Below are 453 nucleotides of genomic sequence, written 5' to 3' on the forward strand. Positions count from 1 at the left end.
TATGATTTAGTAAAGAAAATGAATCGTCCGGATTTAGATGCCGATTTGAAAGCTGAAATTAAAGCGATTTATGAGGAAAATGAAGGCCGTTATGGCTACCGTCGCATTCGTGATGAGTTAACGAATCGTGGTCAAAAAGTGAATCACAAGAAGGTTCAACGCATTATGAAAGAGCTTGGATTAAAGTGTGTTGTGCGTATGAAAAAATATAAGTCTTATAAGGGGAAAGTTGGTAAAACTGCACCCAATATTTTAGCGCGCAATTTTCATGCAGATGCACCGAATCAAAAATGGGTAACAGACATCACAGAGTTTAAATTGTTTGGAGAGAAACTGTATATATCACCTGTATTAGACTTGTATAATGGTGAGATTATTACCTATACAATTGGCTCTAGACCGACGTATTCACTTGTTTCAGAAATGTTAGAGACAGCATTAGAACGTTTACCG

1 protein-coding gene is annotated in these 453 nt (G+C 36.6%); it reads left to right on the forward strand.

What is annotated here, in order from left to right:
• On the forward strand, positions 1 to 453 hold a 453-nt coding region (locus JDS92_RS30135), incomplete at both ends, for an IS3 family transposase (protein ID WP_199633044.1).

The sequence above is a fragment of the Bacillus cereus group sp. N12 genome (genome assembly GCF_016483575.1).
Taxonomy (GTDB): Bacteria; Bacillota; Bacilli; order Bacillales; family Bacillaceae_G; genus Bacillus_A; species Bacillus_A toyonensis.